This is a genomic window from Novipirellula artificiosorum, assembly GCF_007860135.1.
Lineage (GTDB): Bacteria > Planctomycetota > Planctomycetia > Pirellulales > Pirellulaceae > Novipirellula_A > Novipirellula_A artificiosorum.
In genome coordinates this window covers 132101-153143 of sequence record NZ_SJPV01000006.1, presented here as the reverse complement: position 1 = coordinate 153143, position 21043 = coordinate 132101, and the positions used below count along the sequence as shown (strand labels likewise).

Genomic DNA, 21043 nt, shown 5'->3' with positions numbered 1-21043 from the left:
CAAGGATGCACCAGGTTCGGCAGTCATTCATTTACGTTTTCGCCCTGACCGGTTGTCTGGTCAGTTTCTCAGCAGCGGTTGCGCAGTCTGAAAATGCGAATGCCGTCGTTTCCTATGCGCTGCGACACAAGTCTGTCAGAGAAGCCGAGGCGGTCTTCGCACCGCTGGTGGCCGATTCTCCGGACGTGCACATCCAGGCCGACGAACAGCACGGACGACTCGTACTGACCGGTCCGCCTTGGGCACACGATCTCTTGAAACAGGTGCTCGATCGGATCGATCGGAATCTGGATGATGGCAGCGCAGCGGCGGAAAGCACCATTCGGTTGCAGCCCCCTCAGTCCACCGGTCCACAAACACAGACACCGACAACCCCACGCGATGTCCCGGTTCGCTTGCCCAAGCCAAATTCGCCGTCAGGAATGAGACGCTCTCAGCAAGCCCTGCCTTCGGCACAAACCGATGCCCCGCAAAAAACCGAACGAACGCGGCGTTTGATGCCGTTGCCGATGGGGCAATCAAAGGCGATCCGAGATGATGTCTTGAGACTTTTCGGCGAACGATTGCAAATGGCGACGGGAGTCACGGCGTGGACGATGGATACGCCTTCCGGTCCGCTGCAGATCGGATTTGACCTCGAGCGAGAGGACGTTTTGATCGACGGACCGGTCGGAACGGTCGATCAATTCACTCAATTGCTGAAGGCGTTGGCCGAACGCTACCAGCGCCAGCAAACCGCCGGGACACAGCAGCGCGTCTTGATGTTGAAACGGGAGGTGCAGCCAAAAGTCCGGCAGATGATGCAATCCTCACGCTCGCCGAGCTCAACGTCGACAGCCGTGGATGCCGAAGGGGCGAGCTTGCGAGAGGAACGGGCCAGGATGTTGTTCAAGTTAACCGGGATCCAGCAGTCGGTCGGCCAAGTTGCCGAGGACCTGTATGCTCCGGAACCGTTACCGGCTCCCACGGGCCAACCCGCTGGGCAACCCGACGAGGAAGGCCCAAGGGAGCAGGACGCCGATGCTGCTCAACCCTCCCAAAACGCGGCCTCGTCGCAGCCCCAGTTGGCCCCGTCGCTGCCCCAGTTGGAAGGTGTCGAAGTCGAAACCTTGCCCGATTTGGATGCGATCATTCTACGCGGTCGTGACCAAGACCTTGACCAGCTATCGGAGATCATTCGAGAGCTGGAGCAATTGAGCCGTGAGACGCAGCCGGCCATCGAGTTGATTCGTTTGCGACATGCGAGTTCAGTCCGTGTGGCAGAGTTGATTGAACAGACACAGGAAGACCTGCTCGGTACTCGGCAAGGACGTGCGACGGTTACGCCACTGGCAAAGCCGAACGCGTTGCTGCTACTCGGCTGGGGAGAAGCCGTCACGGCGTTAAAAGAGTTGACTCTCAAACTGGACCGCCCGCTTGCACCGGAGATGCAGTTCAATATTTTTCGACTCAAGTATGCCTCGGCGACCTCGCTGCAGCAAACGATTGCAAGCTTCTTTGCAGGTCGCGAAGGCGAGCTCGCTCCGACGATTCAGTCAACCGTTGACGTTCGTACCAATTCGCTGATTGTTGATGCAGCGCCACGAGACATGGTTGCGGTGGCACGGTTGGTCGAACGACTCGATACGCTCGAAGGCGGCGCCGTCCAGCGGACTCGAGTGTTCCCGATCCAAAACAGCATGGCCGCCGATGTGGCGGAAACGCTGCGGGAAACGATTCAAGGGGCTCAATCCGCGACGCGATCGACGGGGATGGAGTTGATGCTCGACGATCTCGACCGTGAACGAACCATCGTATCGGGGGTTCTGGAAAATGTGCAAATCACCGTGGATGCTCGAAAAAACAGCTTGATCGTTTCCGCGCCGGCTGAGAATTTCGACATCATCGAAGCATTGATCCAAAGGCTGGATTCACCAGGCATGGTCGCGAAAATCAAGATTTTCCCGATTCAAAATGGGGATGCCGCCAGCTTGATCCAAACGCTTCGCTCGTTGCTCCCCAGTCAGCCGGGTGCGGATCCGGTGACGTCGGCGCAGCTTTCCAGCGCTCCGGGCGAGTCCTCGCTCGCACCGCTGCGGTTCACCGTGGATGTCCGCAGCAACAGCATTATTGCCACGGGGTCCGACGGCGATTTGAAGATTGTCGATGCGCTCCTGCTCCGTCTGGATGAAGCGGATGCGATGCAACGTCAAAACACCGTCTACCAGCTCAAAAACTCGCCAGCGGTCGATGTCGCCTTGGCCATCAACGAATTCCTTCGCAACACGCGGCAAGTGGAAAATGCTTCGCCGGGGACCCTCAACCCCTACGCTCAACTTGAAAAAGAAGTGGTGGTTGTCCCAGAACCGGTGTCCAACAAATTGATCGTCAGTGCAACGCCTCGGTACTTTGATGAAGTGCGGCGGATGATTGAGAAATTGGATGAACAACCGCCTCAAGTGATGATTCAAGTGCTGATCGCCGAAGTGCTGCTCAATGAATCGGACGAGTTCGGCGTTGAACTTGGTATTCAAGATTCGGTCCTCTTCGATCGTAGTCTACTCGGTGATTTGTTGACGGTCACCAGTACGTCCCAACTCACTCAGGCCGGTGGCGCGGTCTCTTCCGTCACGCAAGACACCGTCATTTCCGCAAGCAATGAGCCAGGATTCAATTTCAATAGTACGGATCCGTTGGGGAACAGCGGGTCCGCCAACGCATTGTCCAATGCCAGTAACGTCGGCGGCCAAGGCCTTTCCAATTTTGCCCTCGGTCGCAGTAACGCGGAATTGGGATTTGGTGGACTTGTCCTTTCAGCGAGCAGCCAAAACGTCAGTGTCTTGCTGCGGGCACTCGAAGAATCACGACGACTCGAAGTCCTCAGCCGGCCGCAGGTGCTAACCCTTGACAATCAACCGGCGTTCATTCAGGTCGGCCAACGTGTTCCGCGGATCACCGGATCGACGATCAACCAGATTGGGCAACAAAACACGGTGACCCTCGAAAACGTTGGTCTGATTCTCGGTGTCACACCGCGAATCAGTCCCGAAGGCAATGTGACCATGGAAATCGACGCGGAAAAGTCGGAAGTGGGGCCGGAATCGGAGGGGATTCCGGTGTCGATCAGCGCGGATGGTACGGTTGTACGTAGTCCACGCGTGAACGTGGCAAGTGCCCAAGCGACGGTGAGTGCTGCGGACGGTGAAACGATTATCTTGGGTGGGTTGATTTCGACGAACCGAAAACAACACCACCGGAAGGTTCCTTGGCTCGGTGATCTGCCGCTGATCAAGCATCTGTTCCGCTACGATTCGGTTTCCAGTCGACGCGCGGAACTACTGATCATCTTGACGCCTCACGTTGTTCGTTCGCCGTCTGACATGGAACGATTGAAACAAACCGAAATGGCACGGATGAGTTGGTGTGCGTGCGATGTGTTTGACCTTCATGGCGAGATCATTTCCGATTGCAACAGCGGGTCACTGTTCGACGCTTCGTGCGAAGATTATGAAGTGGAGGTGATCTACCCGCATGACGATCCCCGCGGTCTGGCACCGCGCAACATGGACTCGCAAGCAACCGGTTACGGTTCCGGAGTGGTGCATCCGCCCCTGGTTCCACCGGCTGACCCAGCGGTTCATCCAAACGCCGATGCAGAATGGGCTCAGCCGCAGAATCGGCCCGATCCGATGTGGCCTGCTGTCGAGCCCTCGCTACAGCCGTTATCGTCGACCGGACCAGCCATGCCGGATGCATCGGTCGAGCAGGGAGGATTTTGATGTCGACACGAATACCATCGATGAAGCTTCCATCACGAGCCATCGTCGCGGCGGTCTTGTTCATGCTACTCATGCCGGGGTGTCAGTTCGTTCCCGACAAGGTGCAATGGCCAAACAGCCTATTTCACAAGGAACCCGATCCGGCGGTCCCGAATCGCATGATGGTGATGTGGACCGACACGGTTTTGCATCAGCCCCAACAACCGGGTGTTCGCGGCTTTGGCGGGCGAGTCTATTTCTACGAAGGAAACGATCCTGATCCCGTCGTGGTTGATGGCGGGTTGGCGATCTACGCGTTTGACGCGGACCAGATCAACCCTGAATTGGCTAAGCCGGAACGCAAGTTCGTTTTTACCGCGGACCAGTTTGCAGAACACATGAGCCGCACATCGATGGGCCCCTCCTACAGCGTCTGGGTGCCCTGGGATGAAGTGGGTGGAGTGAATCGCCAATTGAGTCTTATCGTTCGCTTCGAAGGACGCGCTGGTGGCGTCGTGATTTCGGACCCCACCATCAAACTTCTGCCCGGTTTGAGCAGGCCGGTTGCTGGCTCGTCGAGCGTGCAGCAAGCGACGACAATCGAGGATCGATCGAAATCGACGTCGTCGACGAGACTTGCCAGCTTTGATGGCGAACCGAGTGGTTCGGGTGACGACCGATCGAGTTCAAAACGGCCACGCCGGAAGACCGAGACCATTGATCTGCCTCCCAGTTTTTATCGCCATCTCAACGGCTCGGCGGCGGAGTTTCCGATTGCAGTGCCACCTCAGGAAGCAGCCGAGGGGTCGGCCATCGACTCTGCCGCAGCAGCGGATGTGATCGACGCGTCCGCAACCGATCACGCCAAGCATGCCACACCGGCGACGCACACGGCGTGGGCTCGCTATCCCTTTCGAACGCTCGGCGTTCCGCTGCAATCGAAGCAGCACACGACGCGGCAAGATCCACTGCCAGGCGGTTGGTTAAAGCAACTACCGAAAACGCCCCGCTACGGCTTCCCCAATTCCCGCACCACGGATGCGGGAACGTTCGATGGCGAGTCGACGGATTTCTAAGTCCATTCGGTTTGCGAAACGCTGCTTGTGACAACGAGCGGCCAACCAGCGTTTCGCTCTTTTGGGTTGGCATTTCCTTCTCGGAGGAAGGCGACGGGGAAACTTTTAAGAAATCTGCGTTTTTAATTCGTGTCCTCTCACCGCAGCTAGCGCGAGCATCTTTTCTACCTTTGTGTTTCTGCTTAAGGATCCTTGTCCCCCTTACCGAACTCGGGGAGTCGGCTCCTTCGCATCGTCCAGCTTGACGATTGCTCGCCATTCCGGTCCTGGACTCTATCTTCTTGCGTCTTCTCTTGTAGACTTTTCTCTATCCAGATCTGGCGGACTGGTACCACCCAACGGGTGAGAGGTCGTTTGTGTATTCTCCGGACGATCAAGTCGCGGTTCATCGCGATACAAACAGGCATTCTTCAACCACGTTCGTCAAACGCACTATGGCTAGCCAATCGCAGTCTCAATCGGTCATTGCACCAAAACTGGGTCACTATCAGACAGAGGGGTTCTTTGACGAATTGGTCGACGAATCGACGATCGCTCGTCCCGACGCGGAATTGCTGGTCGAGTTGATCAATCGGTTGCCGCCCGAAGAACTGCTCCGACGCCAAGGGGCGATTGAACGATCGTTGTACCAAATGGGCATTACGTTCACCGTCTACAGCGATAACGCTGGGACGGAAAAAATCATGCCGTTCGACGTGATCCCACGCATCGTTTCCGCGATGCTTTGGCAACACATCGAAGCGGGTTTACGGCAAAGAATCCGGGCGCTAAACCGATTCCTCTCTGATGTGTATAGTGACCAATCGATCGTGAACGATGGGGTCATCCCACGCGAATTGATCGAGTCTTGCCCAGCATTTTTGCCCCAGTGTGTTGGATTGAAACCACCGCGGAACGTTTGGTGCCACATCACCGGAACCGACATGGTCCGCGATGATACGGGAGCCGTGTACGTATTGGAGGACAACCTGCGATGCCCTTCGGGCGTGTCGTACGTGCTTCAGAACCGGCATGTCATGAAACGCAACTTTCCTCAGGTGTTCAGCGCATCGCGTGTCCGACCCGTCAGCGACTATCCCTCTCGATTGTACGGCATGCTGCGATCGATGGCTCCGCCAGAGGTTCGCGATCCGACGGTCGCTGTCTTAACCCCGGGTGTGTTCAATAGTGCCTACTACGAACATTCGTTTTTGGCTCAGCAGATGGGGGTCGAGCTTGTCGAAGGTCGCGACTTGGTCGTTCAAAATGAGTTTGTCTACATGCGAACGATCGATGGATTGCAGCAAGTGGATGTGATCTACCGGCGAGTGGATGACACGTTTCTTGACCCCGAAGTGTTCCGCAAGGACTCTGCATTGGGCGTCGCGGGGCTGATGCGAGCTTATCGGGCCGGAAATGTCGCGTTGGCCAATGCCCCGGGAACCGGTATCGCGGATGACAAAGTCATCTACGCATTTGTTCCCGCGATGATCAAATATTACTTGAATGAGCAACCGATCCTCGCCAACGTGCCAACGTACGTCTGTCAGCGAGAAGAGGATCGTCGGTTCGTGCTGGCTCACCTCGATGAATTGGTGGTCAAGGCTGCCGGAGAATCGGGTGGTTATGGGATTTTGATCGGACCCCACGCAACCGCAGACCAACGCGCCGAGTTTGCAGAAAAGATCCGCGAAAACCCTCGTAACTACGTCGCTCAACCGACGCTCCAGCTTTCGCGGGTGCCAACGCTCGCGAATAATGCGTTGGAAGGACGGCATGTCGATCTGCGACCCTACATTTTGTGTAGCGGGCCGGATGATGTCTGGGTCATGCCCGGCGGTCTGACGCGTGTTGCGCTTCGCAAAGGGTCGCTTGTTGTCAACTCCTCGCAAGGTGGCGGCAGCAAAGACACCTGGGTGGTTGCCGAGGCTGGGCAATCGGTTGCGGTTGACCCTTGATAAGCCACGCTTCGCTGACACGCTTCTTCTCCCCCTTTCCTGCATATTGATCACAATGCTTTCCCGAGTTGCCGAATCGATTTATTGGATGAGCCGCCAGGTTGAACGAGCCGAAAATCACGCTCGTTTCTTGGAGGTGACGCTTCACCTGATCCTGGACCAACCGGAGAGCTTGGTGGACCCCTGGGAACCGCTTGTCTTGGTGACCGGCGACACGAAGTGGTTTCATGAGAAATATGGTCCGCCGAACGCACAGAACGTCGTCCGCTTTCTGGCGTTTGACCTGGAATACCACAGCTCGATGTTGACGTGTCTCCGAGCGGCTCGCGAAAACGCCAAGTCGGTTCGCGAAACAATGTCCTCGGAATCCTATGAGCAACTCAACGAGTTCTACCACTTTGTCGAAAGTGCGACCGCGGCGCAGTTGACCGACCCGACGGCTGAGTTTTTTGACAACGTGCGGCGGCATGCCATCATGTGGGCAGGCACGCTCGACAGCACCATGGCACATGACAAAGCATGGCATTTCGCCAACCTCGGCCGATTGCTCGAACGCGCGGACAAAACATCACGGATCTTGGATGTCAAGTATTTTAATTTGCTACCGCGGCTCGAAGATGTCGGAACGGCAATTGACGACTTACAATGGTCGTCCTTATTGCTAGCGATCAGCGGATTTGAGACCTACCGTCGCGAACACCACTTGGTCGAGTTGGAAAAGGTCGTAGAATTCTTTCTGTTTCATCGGACCTTTCCACGGTCGATCCGTTCGTGTGTCGCCGGCGCCGATTGGTCGCTGCATGAAATCAGCGTCGTCGACCGTGATGACGCATCGAACGAAGCGAAGAAGCAAATCGCGGCGCTCAAACACCGATTTTCAAGAACCAACGTCAAGGAAGTGCTTGCCGGTGGAATGCACCAATTCATTGATCAACTGCAGATCGAGCTCAACGCAATTGGTGCCTCGCTCAATCAAGACTACTTCAACCAAATCAACGCTACATGACCATTCGCGTTTCGCTTCATCATCAAACCTCGTACCGATATTCGCGGCCGATTACTCTCGGTCCCCAACTCATTCGCTTGCGACCTGCCTACCATGGTCGCACGAAAATCAATGCGTACAACTTGAAGGTTGTCCCCGCGGATCATTTCGTCAATTGGCAACAAGACCCGTTCGGCAACCCGATTGCCCGTTACGTCTTCAATGAATTGGCGACGGAGTTTTCCGTCACCGTCGATCTGACCGCAGAAATGACGGTCATCAATCCGTTTGATTTCTTCGTCGAATCCTATGCGGAAAAATGGCCGTTCGATTACAAAGACGACCTCAAGCTTCAGCTGTCACCCTACCTCGCTTGTGATTCGCCCGGTGGCCAATTCGCCAAGTGGGTCAAATCGCTTCCGAAACCGTCGGGCAGCATCAATGATTTTCTCGTCGACATCAATCGATTGACGCAGCAACGCGTGAAGTACCTGGTGCGGCTCGAACCAGGGGTTCAAACACCCGAAGAAACCCTGGCGCTCGGCAGCGGTTCGTGTCGTGATTCGGCGTGGTTGTTGGTGCAAACATTACGCCAAATCGGCTTAGCAGCTCGATTCGTTTCGGGGTACCTGATTCAATTGACGGCTGATGAAAAACCGATCGAAGGACCAGCAGGGCCGACTGAGGATTTTTGTGACCTGCACGCTTGGACTGAGGTCTTCTTGCCAGGCGCGGGATGGGTTGGCTTGGACCCGACCAGCGGATTGTTCGCTGGTGAAGGTCACATTCCGCTCGCCTGTACCCCCTCCTACGATGGTGCGGCGCCGATCACCGGCGGACACGAAGCGTGCGATGTTGAATTTGGTCATGAGATGCAGGTGACTCGGGTTCATGAAGACCCGCGAGTGACGAAACCTTACTCAGAGGATCAATGGAAAGAAATCATGAAGGTCGGTCGCCAGATCGACTCGCGTTTGCAGGAAAGCGATGTTCGCTTGACCACAGGGGGCGAGCCGACGTTCATTTCGATCGACAACATGGACGATCCGCAGTGGAACACCGAAGCGGTCGGCGAAGAGAAACGTGTACTAAGCAATGTGCTGCTGCTTCGCTTGCGTGACAAGTTCGCTCCAGGTGGCTTACTGCACTACGGGCAAGGCAAATGGTATCCCGGTGAATCGCTGCCACGCTGGGCGCTAACGTGCATGTGGCGGCGCGACGGGGAGCCCATTTGGAACGATCCAAGCTACATTGCTGACGAAGGGACCGACTACGGCTTCACGCATGAAGACGCCAATCGTTTTGTGCGGCATTTGGCGACGGAGCTGAACATCAACGCGAAGATGACGTTCCCCGTTTATGAGGATGTTTTCCACTATTTGTGGAGTGAAAATCGGCTGCCAATCGATGTGGATCCGACCGATCCCAAACTCGATGATCCCAACGAACGTTCAATGATGATGCGCACGTTCACGCATGGGCTGAGCAAGCCGATTGGATTCGTGTTGCCCCTACGTCGCGCTTGGTGGCAAGCTCGCCCCGGGTGGATGAGTGGGCGTTGGCCCGTCCGAAGCGAGAAGCTGTATTTGATTCCTGGCGACTCTCCGATTGGGCTGCGGTTGCCGATTTCCACTTTGCCTTCAGGCACGAGCACGACGGGGGCTTTTTACTCAACTCCGGCAGATCCCTTTGCGCAGCGACCGCCACTGCCACCGTTGCCGAAAGGAAACGAAGCCCTCCCGCCTGGACGCGACTCGCAAGACTCTTCGCTGGGCCCCGCCATCAACGAGCAAGTGCTCGATGAGGAAATCAGCGAAGAGATTCCCACCAGCGACGACGTCGTGAACACCGCACTCTGCGTCGAGTGCCGGTACGGCAGAATCCATGTCTTCATGCCACCGACACAGCGACTTGAAGATTACCTCGATCTGGTTGCCACGGTCGAACAGACGTGTGAAAAATTGAACATGCCGGTGATCTTGGAGGGTTATTTGCCACCCCCGGATGATCGGATCGAGCACTTCAAAGTCACCCCCGACCCAGGCGTGATCGAAGTCAACACGCATCCGACGGATTCGTGGGAGTCGCTGGTCGAGCAGATTGAAACGCTCTATGCCGAGGCCCGTTTGAGCCGGTTGGGAGCAGAGAAGTTTGACATTGACGGCCGTCATACCGGCACGGGGGGCGGTAGCCACATCGTCCTTGGCGGTGCCAAACCAGCCGACAGCCCCTTCATACGACGACCTGATTTGCTTGCCAGTATGATTCGTTTTTGGAACAATCATCCGGCGATGTCCTACCTGTTTAGTGGCCGGTTCATAGGTCCGACCAGTCAGGCGCCAAGGATGGATGAAGCGCGAGTCGATGCGATCTATGAGATGGAGATTGCGCTCCGCCAGCTCGATCATCTCGGTTCTCACCAACCGCCTTGGTTAGTGGACCGATTGTTTCGTGATTTGCTGGTCGATTTGACCGGAAACACCCACCGCACGGAAATTTGCATCGACAAACTGTATTCTCCCGATTCTTCGACCGGACGACTGGGGTTGGTCGAGCTTCGTGGTTTCGAAATGCCACCCAATCCGCGAATGAATCTGGCTCAGCAATTGTTGATTCGTGCTGCCATTGCTTCGTTTTGGCAGTCGCCGTGTGTCGATCCGCTGGTCCGCTGGCAGACAACGTTGTATGACCGATTCATGCTACCGCATTTCGTTTGGCAGGATCTTGGCGACTTGATCGAACAGCTGAATCGCAGTGGTGCCGGTCTGAAAGCGGAATGGTACGCTCCGCAGTTCGAGTTCCGATTTCCGAAAATTGGCGAGGTCAACTACCAAGACATTCAGTTGCAACTGCGCAGCGCCATCGAACCGTGGTACGTCATGGGTGAAGAATCGGGTAGCAGTGGGACGGCGCGCTATGTCGATTCGTCGCTTGAGCGAATCGAGGTGCTCGTGAGCGGCATCGACTTGACTCGCTATGCATTGACATGCAATGGCGTTCGAGTTCCGTTGCATCCGACTTCCGAGCAGAACCAATATGTGGCAGGCGTCAAGTACCGTGCCTGGCAACCGCCCCGCTGTTTGCATCCGACGATTGGAATTCATACTCCCTTGGAATTCGACCTGGTGGACATGAGAAATCGTCGCTCCCTTGGCGGATGTCGTTACCATGCCGTCCATCCGGCAGGTCGAAGTCACGAAGTGTTCCCAATCAACGCCAGTGAGGCGGAATCTCGCCGTGCGGTGCAGTTTGAATCGTGGACGATGACCGGCGGCACGATCGATGTGCCCCAAATGCCGGCCTTGTTGGGCCGCTGCGACTACCCTGTCACGCTCGATTTGAGGCGATTTCAGTTTTAACGAAGGAATCCAGCCTTGGGGTGACTGCCGAACGGAATGGGAACCGGCTGAGGCCAAGGCTGCAAAGCCTTCTTGTAACGGTGCCGCTTCAAGTCGGCGGTTATTGCAGCTAGAATGGATGCTTGCATTCGCTGGCTTTCTCTTCGTGTCTTTGTTTTAGGTCAACGGCTTTGACAACATCGGTCCGTACATCCTGTTCGTTTGGCGATTATGCTGCGACGCCGGCTCGGTTCGATGAATGCAAGTCGTCCGATGGACAAGTCCGTCCGCATTGGCGCCCGATCGCAGATTATCTCGAATCCCTTGGCCCGGAAGGCATCTGCGAACGAGCCTCGACCATTGAACAGTTAGTGTACGAGAACGGCACGACGTTCAATGTCGACTCCGATGAGGGGCGGTTGGTTCGTCCGTGGCGGTTGTCGGCCATTCCGCTCGTCATTGATTCGCAGTCGTGGGCGAAACTTGAAACGGGGTTGGCCCAGCGTACGCTGCTGCTCGAAGCGGTCCTTGATGATCTGCTGGGTGACCAGCGTTTGATCAAAGAGAAGATCATTCCAGCGGAAGTGCTGTGGGCGAATCCGTTTTTCCAGCGTGCCTATCACAAGCTACCCAGCACGTCGGGCAAGCGACTTCACATTACGGCGACCGACTTGGCTCGTGCGACGGATGGTTCGTGGTGGGTGACAAGCGATCGCACTCGCGCACCGAGTGGGTTGGGGTACTTGTTAGAGAACCGGATTGTCACCTCTCGCGTGTTTCCTCAATTGGTCCGCCAATGCAATACACGGCGATTGGCGGCTTTTTTTGACTCTCTGCGGCGGCATTTGCGCTCCCTCGCGCCGCGAATGCGTGAAAACCCTCGTGTTGCACTGCTGACCCCCGGACACGACAGCTATCGTGATTTCGAGGATGCGTATTTGGCTCGGTACTTGGGTGTCACGTTGGTCGAGAGCACCGATCTTGCCGTGCGAGGTGGACAACTGAACCTGAAGACTCTCGGGGGACTGCTTCCCATCGAAGTGTTGTGGCGTCACGTTTCGGATCGAAAATGTGACCCGCTAGAACTCGAGCCGGACTCGAACGAAGGTGTCACGGGGCTGCTCCGAGCAATTCGCGAATCCCATGTTGCGGTGGTCAATTCCCTTGGCAGCGTGATGGCACAGACGCCAGCCTTGTTGCCGTTCCTGCCAGCCGCCAGTCGTTTCTTGTTCAGTCAACCGCTGCAATTGCCAAATGTGGCGACCTATTGGTGTGGTGGCAAAAAAGAGTTTGATTTTGTTCTCCAGCATCTGGAGACACTGGTCATTCGCCCCGCGTTTGCCGTGTCCGGGGCGCCCCCCGTTTCGCCATCGTTGCTTTCTCAAGCTGCGAAAGACGAATTGGTTGCCGCGATCAAGGCAAGACCACAGGAGTATGTCGCGCAGCAAAAATTGGAGCATAGCACCACACCCGTTTGGTCAAATGAACAACTGAAGCCATGGCACGTTGCGCTGCGTTGTTTTCAGTTGCAGACGAACGAGGCGGTCGAGGTCTTGCCAGGCGCACTCGCTCGGCTGAGTCCACTTGAGCGAGAACTTGAACTCTCAACGGTCAGCGGTCACTTGACGATGGATTGTTGGGTTTCCAGCAGCCAGCCGATTGATTCGGAAACGACGTTGCTGCCATCTCCGAGTGCCACGATCGCTCTCAAGCGAAGTGGCGATGAATTGCCAAGTCGGGTGGCCGAGCATCTGTTTTGGCTCGGCCGTTATGCAGAACGAGCCGAAGCGATCACACGCTTGTTGCGAGCGACAATCGTGCGGATTTCGGGCGAAAGCGAGATTCGTGATCTGCCCGAACTTCCACGCTTGCTTGCAGCGCTCGCAGCCGTTGGGCAAATCGAACCGGATTATGCCGTTGCGGGCCTTGATGGCAATTTGCCGAGCATTGAAGACATGTTGCCCGATTCCGTAAACGATCTCAAACAACCGCGAGGCTTGCAGTCGACGATCCGATCGATCGTGACCAACGCCCGATCGGTTCGCGATCGTCTTTCGATCGATGCGTATCGCATCATCCAGCGAATTGGAACCGACACGAGTGAATCATCGATTCACCCCGATGAGAACATGGGCCGGGTGATTGAACGATTGAACCGGTTGATCACCGATTTATTGGCTTTCTCTGGGGTCGCAAACGAAAGCATGACACGAACACACGGTTGGCGGTTCTTGCAACTCGGCCGTCGGATCGAACGAGCGGACCAGACCGCGGAACTACTCGACGCAACGTTGGTACAGCCCGTCCACAGCGAAACCACGTTATGCGAAGGGGTGCTCGAGGCGCTTGACAGCTTGATGACGTATCGATCGAGGTACTTGAATCTCGTACGTCCCGCGCCCACGATCGATTTGCTCGTGACCGATGAAACCAATCCTCGGTCGCTTCGCTTCCAATTGCAAGAGATCGTTGACTTGATTACTCAATTGCCCACCGATTCAAAGATCATTGGTCTTGGTAGCGACGAAAAGCTGGCAAGTGAATTGTTGCACCAGTTGCGAGTGGCCGACCCGACGCCCTTGAGTGAGATCGATCGAACCGAAAAACGATCGAACCTGCAACTTCTGCTGAGGCGACTGATTGAAGGCCTGCCAAGTTTGTCGGACGCGATCGCTGCGCGTTATCTGATTCACACCGGTACGACGCAAGCGTTGACCGGAGTCATCCCAACGGAGTTAAGCTAAAACGTGTCTGTCGCGTCCCTTCGATATCGCATCGAGCATTGCACGGAGTACCGCTACAGCGAGCCAGTGGCGATTTGTCAGAACCAATTGCGGATGCAACCGCAAACACGTAGTGGAATCACCTGTCACGAATCAACCATTTCCATTACTCCCGTACCCGAAACGGTTACCGAGCACGTGGACTATTTTGGCAATCGGGTGTATTCCTTTGCCATTGAAACGCTGCACAAAGAACTGACCGCGGTCGCCAACAGCGATGTCACCGTGGAGCCGCCAAAGTACCGTTCGCTTGATGATTTGGCCGCTACCGCGATTCCTTGGACACAAGTTCGAAACGAAGCTCGCGATATCGCTCGTCTCCCGGATCGGCTGGCGTATGAGTTTTTATTCGATTCGCCTCGAGTGATGACGGACAAGATTTTTTCCGATTATGCGATTGAGTCTTTTCAAGGCGATCGTGCAATCCTGGAGGCTGCCTTGGATTTGACGAAGCGAATTCACAAAGACTTTCGTTATGACACGACTGCCACCGATGTTCATACTCCTACCATCAACGCATTCCGACTTCGAGCAGGGGTTTGCCAAGATTTTGCACACGTTCAGATCGCTTGTTTGCGATCGATTGGCTTGCCGGCACGTTACGTCAGTGGTTACTTACGAACGATTCCACCGGAGGGAAAGCCGAGGATGGTCGGTGCAGATGAATCGCATGCTTGGCTGAGTGTTTATGGTGGCCCGCTGCTTGGATGGATTGATTGTGATCCGACCAATGCGTGTCTGTGTGGGACCGACCATATTCCGATTTGCGTGGGCCGTGATTATGGAGATGTCAGCCCAATGCGAGGTGTCATTCTTGGCGGGGGGCAAACCTCGCTCAAGGTTCGCGTTGATGTCGAGCCGCTGCTGCCCGCGACGACCACCAGCAACCTATCGTAAGGCTCGCACCCCAAGGTTCTTGACCCAACTTGAACTCAGACTGCCGAGCCGCTCGTCTCGAGCGACGCTTTGCAGGGATTCAAACAGGCCTAGAAAACGCGAAGTCAGTTCACCAATCTGATCGCGGGCAAATTCACACCAGCGAGGGTCGTATTGGTGCGGGGAATCCGATACATAACCTGTCGTGGACTCGGATTGTGCGACCTGCGTCTGTTCAATCAACGCGTTGCACCAAGCATCGATGGCCACCGCCGATGCCCCCAACGCAACCAATTTGACAGCATCGTCCGCCGTGATTTCTCCAGGCACCACCCAGAGCGGCAACGATGGAGCATCGTGAGCATCCATCATCTCTCGGGCTCGGCGCGTCAGCACGGCAAGTTCCAATCCATCGAGCAAGATCTCGTCGAGCCGAAGAATCAATCCGTCCGGTTTGGCGGCAAGCAGCAGGGGCAGTTCTTCCTCCATGCGATAGGGGCCCATCGATACGAAGATTGCGGCCGATGAGGCAAGTCGTCGAAGCTGTTCGATTTTCGATGCAAGATGTTGCATCGAAACCACATCCGGCGGAAAAGTGGCCGCATGAATCCAACCGCCTCCCGCAACAGGTGCTGTCGCCGGAGTCGCCTCCCAACGCTGAAGTTGAGCAGGGGAATAGGCGAAGCGACCGGAGAGATCACGTGGCATGATCAGTCGCAAGTCAAGGATCGTGCAGTCATCGAAATCCTCGCTCATCAACCCATATCGCTCGGAACGATACGGCAAGATCCGCGGATACCGACGGGTGATGTCCGGGGTCGCTGCAACGTCCGCTTCAATGGCACGTCCGCTATGAAAAATCGACTCGCTCGCGGGCCCTGCCAGCTCGCTGCGCATGGCGGCGACAAGGACATCCATCTCCGCGACCGCGACAGCCAAGTTGTCGGCTTGGTCGGTGGTGATTTGGTACCAAGGTGGGTCGTACCAAAATAGCGGCAGCGGCATCGCGATGTCTTCGCCATGTCGCCGTGAAAGCACGCCGCGCGCCGGATTCAGCAAAGCCCCAGTCCAAGCGGTATTTACCGGGGGAGGCAAGAAATGCAGAGGGGACAGACGATGATTCATGGATCGTTCCTAACGCCAATTGGGGACCACTTCGCCACGCTGCGATGCTTCCGCTTTGAGCATCGCCTCGGGAACCACTCGGCGAAACTCCTTTGCATCCCCGCGAATCGATGCATTGATAAGCAACAAACCTAAACGCAGTTCTTCCCGCTTGCGCAGCGGTGCCTCGGTCACTCCGTCTGCCAAACTTTTCGCCTTCCCGCGAATGAAGACGGTCACGTTGTTCATCGCATCACCCAACCGTAATCCCGCATCCCCTCCGATCACAATCATCCCGCCAAGAGCGCCTACTCCCGTTTCGTCCCCGACATTGCCACGCACGAAAATGCTTCCCGATCGCATGCCGGCGCCACAGCGATGGCCAGCGGAGCCAAAGATGGCCAAAGTGCCGCCGGTCATGGCGACTCCGGCACCGCATCCGGCGCGACCACGCACGCGAACCGCACCACTGGCCATCCCTTCACCGACCCCGTGACCGGCCGACCCGGTTAACCGAATGTCGGCTTGCCGATTGAACGCAAAGGCATAATCGCCAAGCTGCCCGTCCACATGCAAACGCACCGGATGGTCAAGCCGCATCAACGCGGAATGCTGACCCGTAGCGTCGGTGACTTGAATCTGAACCAATTCCTCATCGCTATCGGCCGCGGGAACCTCGGAGATCGCTTGTCGCAACTGCGCGTCAGTGAACTTCGCCATCGAGAAGACGTGGCTGACCGCAGCCGGCGAGAATGCCGACAAGGTTGAATCGTTTTGAGGACTCCGAGATCCTGCGTCAGACATGGGCACTCAGGGTCAGTGGCCGAGCGGAAAGAAAAGTCCGTGAGAACGGACACACGACTCTATTCTAGCTAAGTTCAGTCGTTTATCTCCAAACCTTTACGTAAATGACCGCAGAACGGTTCGAACGATCGATTCTAGCTTGGTTTGGCCCAATTTGCCCGCCGCTAACACTTCATCATGATTCGCCGCCGAAGCGGCATCGGGCCTGGCGACGTTACTCACCAACGACAATCCCAGCGTACGCATCCCGCTGCTAGCCGCCGCCAGTACTTCTGGAACCGTGCTCATTCCTACCACATCGGCTCCAACGCGTCGCATCATTCGATACTCTGCCCGCGTCTCATAATTGGGCCCCAACGTCGCCAGGTAGGTTCCTTGCATGGCCAAAAAATTCTCGACTCTCGACGCCTCGATCGCTATCGCTGACATTTCATCGTCGTACAGGTTAACTCGGCGTCCAAGCGATCCCGTGGCGGAGCGAACCGCCCTTTTCGAAACGCCGCGAATCCAGTCCATGTGGTCACGGATGACCAGCAGGTCCCCCACGCGAAGCTTCGGGTTCACACCACCGGCGGCGTTGCTGACGATCAATCGGGACGCTCCGAGGGCGGCCATCACGTGGACCGGAAAGGTCACCTGATCGATGTTCCATCCTTCGTAGCAATGGAGCCGACCGGCCATGGCGATGACCGGCTGTTGCTCCAGTTCCCCCAAGATCAACTGCCCCTGATGCCCGCTTGCGGTGGACGCAGCGAACCCCGCGATGTCCGCAAAGTCGATCGTGGTCGGGCGTTCAATCTGTTTAGCCACTCCCCCCAGTCCGCTGCCGAGAATCATTGCAACCGCCGGCTGGATCGCCGCGGAATCGCGAATGAAGGCGCAAGCTTCGTTAAGAACGTTTTGGTGATCGATCATGCTTTCAATCCACGCTCCGGTGAATGATGGTCGCACGTTCCTCAAGCGACGCGAGTCTGCCCTGCCTCTGCGACAATGCGACGCACCAGAGTGATAAGCTTTGGCGACGCGGCATTTGCTGTTGCGATGATCTCCTCGACATTGGCCGGTTTCAAGGCATCAGGCAGGCACATGTCGGTGATCACGCTGAGCCCAACGACTTTCAGCCCACAATGAACAGCGACGATCGTTTCCGGAACCGTGCTCATTCCAACCACATCCGCCCCGATCATGCGCAAGAACCGATATTCGGCGCGCGTTTCCAAATTGGGTCCGGTTACCGCAACAAAAACACCTTTGTGAACCGGAAGGTTCTCTTGGCGTCCGATTTCCATCGTTCGGTCGACCCACCACGGATCATAGGCTTCGCACATGTCGGGAAAACGCGGCCCCAAGCGGTCATCATTGATACCGATCAGTGGGTTGTCACCCATCAAATTGATCTGATCTTCGATGACCATGATGTCACCGGCCGAGTAATACGGGTTCAATCCTCCACACGCGTTACTGACAACAAGTCGTTCCGCCCCGAGCGCCTTGAAGACACGCACGGGAAGTGTGATTTGTTTGAGTGGATAACCTTCGTATTGATGAAAGCGGCCTTCCATGGCCACAACTGGAACGCCAGCAAGTTGCCCGCAAACCAATCGTCCTTTGTGACTTGTCGCTGTCGAAGTTGGGAAGTGAGGGATGTCACGATAATCGATGGTTGCTTCGACTTCGATTTGCTCGGCGAGGCCTCCCAAACCCGTGCCCAGGATGATACCGGTTTTCGGAACCGATGCAAACTGTTTTTTGATTTTTTTCGTAGCGTCTTCGATTTTGTCAAACAGATCCAGCATGATGTCTTTCCACCAGAAGGTGCGTGAAGTTTGTTTCGCGTATCTTAACGACTTTTGGACGCATCGTCGCACCCATCCTCTCGCCGTCATTCGAATCGGTTAAGATATCGCCGGGAACCCTACTTAGATTTTCGCTTCCAATGGATGTCATCGAAACCATGCCTGTTCCGTCGCCAGATGTTTTTGAAAAGCTCGCCACTTTCTACATGGGACGTCTTTACGATTTAAAGAAGGGCGAGCTGAAAGATGACTTGCTGCTGTACGACGCCAAAGACCTTTGTACGCACGCGATGTGCGTCGGGATGACCGGCAGCGGCAAGACCGGTTTGTGTTTGTCGCTGCTCGAAGAAGCGGCGATCGACGGCATTCCAGCGATCTGCATTGATCCCAAAGGCGATCTTGGAAACCTACTGCTGACGTTTCCCGAGCTTCGCTCTAGCGATTTCTTGCCCTGGATCGACAAGGGGGAAGCGACGCGCAAAGGGGTCACGTCGGAACAGCTTGCCTGCGACAAAGCGAAGCTTTGGAAGAAGGGAATCGAATCGTGGGGTCAATCACCATCACGAATCGCCAAGTTTCGCGACAGCGTCGACATCGCGATCTATACGCCCGGCAGCAACGCGGGAATCCCGATGACGGTGCTGAAGAGCTTTGACGCACCGCCACCATCGCTGCTTGAGGATTCGGATGCGATGCGGGAACGCGTCACCGGCTCTGCATCCGGGCTGTTGACGTTGCTGGGAATCAATGCGGATCCACTGCTTTCTCGTGAACACATTTTGATCTCATCGATTCTCGATCATTGCTGGCGAGACGGCAAGAACGTGAACATTGGCGATCTGATTGGATTGATTCAATCGCCGCCGATCGAGCGGGTCGGTATTTTGGATCTCGATTCCTTCATGCCCCCGAGTGACCGTGCAAAGCTCGCGATGCAGCTTAACAACCTGCTTGCTTCGCCCGCGTTTTCCACTTGGCTCGAAGGGGAGCCGCTGTCGATACAGAAACTGCTCTTCACTGCGGAAGGCAAACCACGTTTATCCATCCTCTCGATCGCCCATCTGAGCGATCGCGAGCGGATGTTCTTCGTCACCATCTTGCTCAATGAATTGTTGGCTTGGATGAGGACGCAACGTGGAACCAGCTCGCTTCGCGCGATGTTGTACATGGATGAAGTTGCTGGTTATTTTCCGCCGGTGTCCAATCCCCCATCGAAACCGCCGATGTTAACGCTTTTGAAACAAGCACGTGCGTTCGGGCTTGGAATTACCCTCGCAACACAAAATCCTGTTGACTTGGATTACAAGGGGCTGTCCAACATCGGCACTTGGTTCCTCGGACGGTTACAAACCGAACGCGACAAGGCTCGCGTGCTTGAAGGGCTCGAGGGCGCAGCGGCGCAAACCGGGTCCAAGTTTGATCGCTCAGCGATGGAGCAAACGCTTGCCGCACTTGGTAATCGTGTGTTCCTGATGAACAACGTGCACGATGACGGTCCAAGTGTCTTTCAAACTCGATGGGCTTTGTCCTACTTAGCCGGACCCATGGCTCGAGAACAAATCAAGTCGCTGATGGCAGATCGTAAAGCGCGCCTCGAAAAACGCCATGAGGATTCGAAGACCGAATCGGTTGCGGGTGAAGTGACCGCACCCTCGCGACCGGTGATCCCAAGTGGCATCGGAGAACAATTCCTGACCCCTACACTAGCCGCAAACGATGGCAGCCGATTGATCTATCGACCTGCCGTTTATGCAGAAGGAACGCTGCACTATGTGCGAAGTTCGGCCGATCTCGACAAATGGTCCGATGCGAAATTGTTTGTCCCATGTGGCGGCGGCGTGCCGGACGATCTTTGGACGGCAAGTGAATCGCTTGCTGCCGATGCTGTAGGGTCCGACGTCTGCGATGAAGACTTCACCTTTAGCGAATTACCAACCCCCCTTCGCAACGCATCGAAGTTCAAGAGCTTTGAAAAACAATTCAAAGATTACTTGTACCGGCACTACGCCATCACACTTTACAAAAGTCGTGTTTTGGGAAGCTATGCGCCGGGCGGATGTAGTGAAGGCGAAGCGAGAATCTATTTCGAGCAAGATGCGCGAGAACAACTTGACCGAGAGACGGAAAAGCTTCGGGACAAGTATGCGTCCAAGATGAAAGCATTGGACAAGAAGATCCAATCGGCCAAGGATCGCGTCGCTGTGGAGCAAGACCAGTACGAGCAAGCCAGGTTATCAACCGTTGTCTCCTTTGGAGCCTCTATCCTTGGGGCGTTCCTTGGAAACAAGGTGGCGAGTCGAACGAATGTGTCCAAGGTGTCGACGGCAGCACGCGGTGCGGGCCGCGCCGCGCAGCAGCGAGCCGACGTCTCGCGAGCCGAAGAGACATTGCGGCAATTGGCGCTCGAGATGACGGAACTCGATCAGGAACTTCAGGTCGAAATCGCCGTGCTAGGCGAGAAGTACGATGTCAAGAACTGGGAATTCGATACGACCGTGATCGCACCGCGAAAAAGCGACTTGAAAGTGGTCGATCCCATCATCCTTTGGACGCCATGGCAAGTGGATTCATCCGGAATCGCAACGCGGTTGTTTTGATCAGCCGCGA

At 55.9% G+C, this 21043-nt stretch carries 12 protein-coding genes; 8 read left to right on the top strand and 4 right to left on the bottom strand.

Annotated features, from left to right (window positions below; all coding sequences use genetic code 11):
• The first annotated feature begins 5 nt into the window (after positions 1–5).
• The 7 genes from Poly41_RS17465 (at position 6) to Poly41_RS17435 (ending at position 14753) form a co-directional block, all read left to right on the top strand.
• Positions 6–3758, top strand: a complete 3753-nt coding sequence (locus Poly41_RS17465; protein WP_146528011.1) for a secretin N-terminal domain-containing protein — start codon at positions 6–8, stop codon at positions 3756–3758.
• On the top strand, positions 3758–4813 hold the full coding sequence (locus tag Poly41_RS17460; RefSeq protein WP_146528010.1) for a hypothetical protein: 1056 nt from the start codon (positions 3758–3760) through the stop codon (positions 4811–4813). Before Poly41_RS17465 ends, Poly41_RS17460 begins: the two co-directional genes overlap by 1 nt.
• A 434-nt stretch (positions 4814–5247) precedes the next feature.
• Positions 5248–6750 carry a circularly permuted type 2 ATP-grasp protein gene (locus Poly41_RS17455; RefSeq protein ID WP_146528009.1) on the top strand — a complete coding sequence of 501 codons (1503 nt, stop codon included), beginning with the start codon at positions 5248–5250 and terminating at the stop codon, positions 6748–6750.
• 55 nt (positions 6751–6805) lie between these two features.
• Positions 6806–7756: an alpha-E domain-containing protein gene (locus tag Poly41_RS17450; RefSeq protein WP_146528008.1), complete on the top strand. Its 951-nt coding sequence runs from the start codon at positions 6806–6808 to the stop codon at positions 7754–7756.
• On the top strand, positions 7753–11094 hold the full coding sequence (locus tag Poly41_RS17445) for a transglutaminase family protein (protein ID WP_146528007.1): 3342 nt from the start codon (positions 7753–7755) through the stop codon (positions 11092–11094). Before Poly41_RS17450 ends, Poly41_RS17445 begins: the two co-directional genes overlap by 4 nt.
• A gap of 170 nt (positions 11095–11264) precedes the next feature.
• Positions 11265–13817 carry a circularly permuted type 2 ATP-grasp protein gene (locus Poly41_RS17440; protein ID WP_231615738.1) on the top strand — a complete coding sequence of 851 codons (2553 nt, stop codon included), beginning with the start codon at positions 11265–11267 and terminating at the stop codon, positions 13815–13817.
• A gap of 3 nt (positions 13818–13820) precedes the next feature.
• On the top strand, positions 13821–14753 hold the full coding sequence (locus Poly41_RS17435; RefSeq protein WP_146528005.1) for a transglutaminase family protein: 933 nt from the start codon (positions 13821–13823) through the stop codon (positions 14751–14753).
• Here the strand turns inward: Poly41_RS17435 and Poly41_RS17430 are convergent.
• From Poly41_RS17430 to Poly41_RS17415, 4 genes are all read right to left on the bottom strand, one after another.
• Positions 14745–15857, bottom strand: coding sequence for a hypothetical protein (locus Poly41_RS17430; protein ID WP_146528004.1), 1113 nt, complete (start codon positions 15855–15857; stop codon positions 14745–14747). The genes Poly41_RS17435 and Poly41_RS17430 overlap by 9 nt on opposite strands.
• Positions 15858–15866: 9 nt before the next feature.
• Positions 15867–16640 (bottom strand): tributyrin esterase, encoded by a 774-nt coding sequence (locus Poly41_RS17425; protein WP_231615737.1) that lies wholly within the window; start codon positions 16638–16640, stop codon positions 15867–15869.
• Positions 16641–16736: 96 nt separating this feature from the next.
• Positions 16737–17555 (bottom strand): purine-nucleoside phosphorylase, encoded by an 819-nt coding sequence (locus tag Poly41_RS17420; RefSeq protein ID WP_146528003.1) that lies wholly within the window; start codon positions 17553–17555, stop codon positions 16737–16739.
• 41 nt (positions 17556–17596) lie between these two features.
• Entirely contained in the window at positions 17597–18436 is an 840-nt protein-coding gene (locus Poly41_RS17415; RefSeq protein WP_146528002.1) for a purine-nucleoside phosphorylase, read from the bottom strand.
• A 140-nt stretch (positions 18437–18576) separates the two neighbouring features.
• Here Poly41_RS17415 and Poly41_RS17410 point away from each other — a divergent pair, with 140 nt between their 5' ends.
• Positions 18577–21033, top strand: a complete 2457-nt coding sequence (locus Poly41_RS17410; RefSeq protein WP_146528001.1) for an ATP-binding protein — start codon at positions 18577–18579, stop codon at positions 21031–21033.
• Positions 21034–21043 lie beyond the last annotated feature (10 nt).